Source organism: Ralstonia sp. ASV6 (genome assembly GCF_016429285.1).
In the GTDB taxonomy this organism is placed as follows: Bacteria; Pseudomonadota; Gammaproteobacteria; order Burkholderiales; family Burkholderiaceae; genus Ralstonia; species Ralstonia flaminis.
Genome location: NZ_JAELUI010000229.1, coordinates 1 through 5,421 on the forward strand (window position 1 = coordinate 1; position 5,421 = coordinate 5,421).

6 protein-coding genes are annotated in these 5,421 nt (G+C 62.8%); 1 reads left to right on the forward strand and 5 read right to left on the reverse strand.

Annotated features, from left to right (window positions below; genetic code table 11):
• From JHD73_RS26270 to JHD73_RS26280, 3 genes are all read right to left on the reverse strand, one after another.
• On the reverse strand, positions 1–423 hold a 423-nt coding region (locus JHD73_RS26270), incomplete at its 3' end, for a class II aldolase/adducin family protein (RefSeq protein ID WP_199033087.1).
• Positions 424–523: 100 nt separating this feature from the next.
• Positions 524–1,468: a DUF2272 domain-containing protein gene (locus JHD73_RS26275; protein ID WP_199033088.1), complete on the reverse strand. Its 945-nt coding sequence runs from the start codon at positions 1,466–1,468 to the stop codon at positions 524–526.
• A 147-nt stretch (positions 1,469–1,615) separates the two neighbouring features.
• Positions 1,616–1,894 (reverse strand): HU family DNA-binding protein, encoded by a 279-nt coding sequence (locus tag JHD73_RS26280; protein ID WP_199033089.1) that lies wholly within the window; start codon positions 1,892–1,894, stop codon positions 1,616–1,618.
• A 653-nt stretch (positions 1,895–2,547) separates the two neighbouring features.
• On the opposite strand from JHD73_RS26280, the gene JHD73_RS26285 reads away from it, so the two are divergent.
• On the forward strand, positions 2,548–3,087 hold the full coding sequence (locus tag JHD73_RS26285) for an SET domain-containing protein (RefSeq protein WP_199033090.1): 540 nt from the start codon (positions 2,548–2,550) through the stop codon (positions 3,085–3,087).
• Positions 3,088–3,103: 16 nt separating this feature from the next.
• Here the strand turns inward: JHD73_RS26285 and JHD73_RS26290 are convergent, their stop codons facing one another.
• Positions 3,104–4,783, reverse strand: a complete 1,680-nt coding sequence (locus tag JHD73_RS26290; protein ID WP_199033091.1) for a sensor histidine kinase — start codon at positions 4,781–4,783, stop codon at positions 3,104–3,106.
• 10 nt (positions 4,784–4,793) lie between these two features.
• The coding region (locus tag JHD73_RS26295; protein ID WP_199033092.1) for a response regulator transcription factor at positions 4,794–5,421 on the reverse strand (628 nt) is incomplete at its 5' end.

Below are 5,421 nucleotides of genomic sequence, written 5' to 3' on the forward strand. Positions count from 1 at the left end.
GGCCACAGCCATACCGGCGGTGGTATGCGTGTGCATGACGCAATGCGCGCCCGGAATGCCGGCATGGATGGCCGCGTGCACCGTAAAGCCGGCCGGATTGACTGGCCAGTCCGGTTGGCCGGCCATGCGCTGCACGTTGCCTTGCAGATCGATCTTCACGAGGTTTGACGCGCAGACCTCGGCATACGTCAGACCAAACGGATTGATGAGGAAGTGGGGGCCACCATCCTCGCTGGTGCTGTCCTCAGGCAGCAGGCGTAGCGTGATGTGGTTGTAGATCAGCTCGGTCCAGCCGAGGTGCGCAAAGATGCGGTAGCACGCCGCCAACTTCACGCGTGCAGCCCATTCGCGTTGACCGCACCAGGCGGGGCGATTGGCCTGAATATCCGATCCGGCATCGGGAAAAAGCGAAAGCACCGTCATGACCTGTCTCCTGGTCGTGGCGCTGGTCGGATTGCCGGCGCCTGGTTGCTTCACATGTTAATTAATTTGCGGCAAACGTCAAATGGTCTACCGCGCACTGCTAAGGCAGTTGATTGCGCAAGATCACCATCCACTGCATGACCGAGTTTGTGTAGGGGTCCACCTGATTGGCGTCGTTCAACTCGGTAATGCTCATCGAGGCGGATTGCTGCACATTGCCACCGATTGACTTGACCTCGTGGCGCACCGGATCCACCTCGACCACAAGGTCACAGTGCATGGGGGTCATACCCGAGCGAATCTCGGCTGGATCCGTCATGAAGCGGTCAGCGCCACGCGCGGTACAGATCAGGTCACCAGGGCGCGGTACCGCGGGTGTGCGTTCAAGCACGAACGCTGGATGGCGAAGCAGGTGGTCACGCGCGTCGGTCACGTACTCGGCGTGCGTTGCGCCTGTCAGGAACTGGTCGTTCTGCAGACCCGCCTTGCGCATGATCCACGAGATGAACACCGCAGACCAAGCCCAACCGCCTGTGGTCAGCTGCTGGCAGGTCGGTGTCTTGCCGACGATGGCCCAGTAGCGCTTGGCTAGCACGCAGCCGCGCGCAGTCGCCTCACCACCGGTGCCGTCGGGATAGCGCAGGCACGGTATGGGCGACTGGACGACAGCGGTGGTCGCTTGCGGCTTCGGCAGCGGCGGCCTATCCGTGCCGGCCTCTTCATCGGACGGTACGGGTGTTGGATCGTCCTGAGTCAGCCACCGACCTTGCGGCTGGTCGGGGAAACCGCCTCCCGTCACGCAATACGTATCGTCACGCCCCACACGCACCACCTGGCGCCCCCAACGATCCCATTCGGTCAGCGCAATCTCGATCATCTTCTGGCGCGGTGTGGCGCCGGGCGTGGTCTGCACGACCTCGTTGTCAGGTAGCGGCTCGGCCTGCGGACGCGCTGGCGGTGTCGTACAGCCGGCAATCCAGACGACGGGGACAACGAAAAGAATCGGAAGCGTGATGCGCAGAACGCGCTGGAAGGGGCGGAGCATGTGTGGGAGGGTCAGATCAGGCCTGACTGGGAGACAGGCCCTTCGACGTGGTACGCCAGCGCTGCGGGCTGGTCACACATGCATTGGCATGCCACGTCGTTGGCGAGAAACCAGACAGGCTGATTACACGCCAAGGTTGTCATCAACTTAAACGTTGACGGCGTCCTTGAACTTCTGGCCGGCCTTGAACTTGACGGTCTTGGCAGCTTCCACCTTGATTTCTTCGCCGGTGCGCGGGTTGCGAGCCATACGCTCGGCACGCTCGCCCTGGCTGAAGGTACCAAAGCCGATCAGGCTGACCGCATCACCCTTGCCAACGGATTCCATGATGGCCGCGAGGGTCACGTTCAGTGCCTGCTCGGCCTTGGCCTTGGTCAGACCGTCTACGCCGCTGGCGATGGCGTCGATCAGTTCGGTTTTCGTCATTGCTTGACTCCCTTCAAGAGTAGATAAAACACACATCAGAGCCTCCGGGGGGCGGCTCCAAGGGCGACATGATACCGGCATGCGGTTGCCGACGGCATCTGAGCTTTGTAACGGCCCATGGCACGCGGGTTCCGCAAACCCGCATGGTGCCAGCCTTGCGAGGCGGGGTCATCACATCAGGATCGACACATTGCGTTTTGCTTTGGGACTGGTTTGCTCGTCGTTGATAGGAGCGACGCAAGTCGATCGATGGGTTTACCTTTTTCTTTATGTATACAGATAGTAGTAGTAGATAACGGTGGATATCTTCTGTGGATAACCACAAAAAGCGCTTTGGGTTCAATGACTTGCTGCAAGCAAAACCACTTGCACAGTGTGTGCCCTGGCGTGGATGACTTGCGGGTTTCGCCAGACCCCCTGCCGGCAACCCCATCACTTGTGCCCACACCATCGACAGGGCAGCCACAGACAGCCCACATCCTTTGCTGGTAGTTATCCACAGCGGCAGGCGGGGTTATCCACACAACTTGTCCACATTGGTTATCCACATGTGGTGGATTGCACGGGGTGGCAGCACGTGTCGAGTTGCCATGCTTTTGGTGTAGGCTCACGGCTTCGCTGATCGACGTTTTCTGTTTTCGCCTCAACGCCTTATGACACGCTCGTCCCCTGATGCCACGCCGGTCCTGGTTGAGTCCTCGCCCGCGCCGCAAGCCCCGGCCAAACTGCGGCGCCGTGATCGCATCGAAGTGCGTGAATCGGGCGTGCATGGGCGCGGCGTATATGCCGTCGCACCTATCGCCAAGAACAAGAAGATCATCGAATACAAGGGCGAGCACATCTCATGGAAGGAGGCGCTGCGCCGCCATCCGCACGATCCGTCCGACCCGAATCACACGTTCTACTTCAGCCTGGAAGACGGCAGCGTGATTGACGCCAAATTTGGCGGCAACCGTGCGCGCTGGATCAACCATTCGTGCAAGCCGAACTGCGAGGCACGTGAAAAGGACGGCCGCGTCTTCATTCACGCGCTGCGCGACATCGAACCCGGTGAAGAGCTGTTCTATGACTACGGCCTCGTCATTGAAGGCCGCCAGACCAAGGCGTTGCGGGAACAGTTCGCGTGCCGTTGCGGCGCAAAGAAGTGCCGCGGCACGATGCTGGCCCGGCCCGAGAAGACCAAGAAGAAGTAAGCAGCGGGTCCGTCGCTCAGACGGATTCGTTCACCAACGGCAAGCGCAAGACAAAGCGCATCACGCGGCAACCGTCGCGCGCGATGGCGTCATCAATGGCGACCGTGCCGCCGTGCAGGCGCACGATGTCGTGCACGATGGCCAGGCCCAGGCCGCTGCCTTGGGGCTGACCGGGCAGGTGATCCGCATCGCCGCGGAAGAAGCGCTGGAACACCTCGCCGCGGCGCTCGTGCGGAATGCCCGGGCCGTTGTCCTCCACGCTGACCACACCCCACCAGCGCGAAGCGGCGTCGGCTTCCATGCCGGCGCGCAAGGTGATGCGTCCTCCGGTGGGCACGTACTTGATGGCGTTGTCGAGCAGGTTGTTGATGGCTTCACGCAGCAACACTGCGTTGGCCAGTACTGGCGCCTGCAATGAACCTGGCGAGGCGGCTTCCTGCGGCCAGGCTTCGAAACCAAGATCCAACCCGCGCGCCAGTGCACGCGGTACCCACTGCGCGCCGGTATCAAACGCAAGGGATACCAGGTCGACCCGCGTTGGTGGCCCCAACTGATCGAGCGTCATGCCTGGCTCCGCGCGCGCCAGTGTCAGCAGCTGGTTGGATAGACGGACTGCACGGTTGGCGCCCGACTGCAGCTCCAGCAACGCGGGCCGCGCGTCTTCCAATGTCTTGGCATCGACAGCGCGATCGGCGTGCAGCTTCAATGCCGTAAGCGGTGTGCGCAACTGGTGCGCAGCATCGGCGATGAAGGTGCGCTGCGCTTCCAGGGCATCGCGCAGGCGAGCGAGCAGCGCATTCATTGCGTTGATGAGCGGCTGCAGTTCAGCGGGTACGCGTTGCGCGGAGTCCGGCGGCAGGGGTGTCACCGATTGCGCGCTCTGCTCGTTGAGCGTGTCGGCCAGCGTTTGCAGCGGCTGCAGCTCTTCCTTGAGCACCAGCGAAAGAATCAAGCCACCAACGGCCAGCAGCACGATCAGCGGAATCGACACCGATAGCAGCACTTCTTTCGCCGCAGTGTCGCGGTGGTCGAGCAGTTCTGCCACCTCTACGACGATGCCGTCTTCGGGTTGCCCGGCATAAGGTGGTGTGCCTGGGTTCAGCGCGGGGGCCGTCTGCGCCTGCGTGGGGGCGAGGGCGGGGCGTGTGACGTCGTCTGCCGGGTCGGGTGGCGTGGGCTGGCGTGGCGAGCGCGGCTTGGGTGTCTCGGCGCTGACGCCTGGCACCAGCAGGTGCACGGCGCGCACCTGTTTGCCGTCGACCCAGCTGTAGAACACACGCGCGTCGCCAATACGGACTTGGCCCGAGCCGTAGCCGAGCAGCGTGTCGCGTCCAGCCAACGTGCCGCTGGGCCCGGCGATACGCCAGAAGATGCGGTCTTCGCCACCGTTCTGCACGAGCGTCTGTGCGGTCAACTCAATGTCGTACAGCTTGGCCTCAGGCACGTGCGGACCCGCAATGCGGATCTGCTCGGCCAACGTATTGGCCACACCCACCAGCGCGCGGTCGAACACCTGCGTGGTGTAGTGTGCCGCCAGCCAATATGACAGTGCACCGGTACCGACCACTAGGCCGAACAGCGGGGTCGCCAGCGCGCGCAGCAGATGCAGGCGCAGGCTGACGGTGGCGTTGGTGGACGTTCCCGTTGCTGGCGCGGCTGAGTCGCGCAGGGCAGCGGGACGGTGGCGCTTGAACATGAGAGGAGGGTTAGGCTGCCGCGCCGCGTGCCTGCAGCAAATAGCCGAAACCGCGCACGGTGACGATCTCGGCGTCGGAATGTTCGATCTTGCGGCGCACCCGGTGTACGTAGACCTCGATGGCGGTATCCCCCACCACGTCATGACTGGCTTCACCAATGGCATGGCCGAAGCTGGCAAGGTGGTCCTGCAATTGCACTTTGCTGACCACGCGACCCTGCCGCAGCATCAACAACTCCAGCACGGCAAACTCACGCGGCGACAGTTCCAGCGGTGCCGCTTCGACAAAGATGCGCCGCTCGACACCGCTCATGCGCAGCCGGCCGACCAGAACGTCAGGGCGTGCGACCGGTTCGGTCGGATCAGCACGCCGGCGTAACAAGGCCTGCACGCGGGCCACCAGTTCAAGCATCTCAAACGGTTTGAGCAGGTAGTCGTCCGCACCGGCATTCAGGCCGTTCACCTTGTCGAGCAGGCCATCGCGCGCGGTCAGGATCAGCACCGGCGTAGCACGGTCGCGTGTCCGAAACTGCGACAGCAACGTCATGCCGTCGATGCCCGGCAGGCCGAGATCGAGAATCACCAGATCGTGCGTCTGCTTGGCAAGCTGTTCGGCGGCAAACACACCGTCATGCACC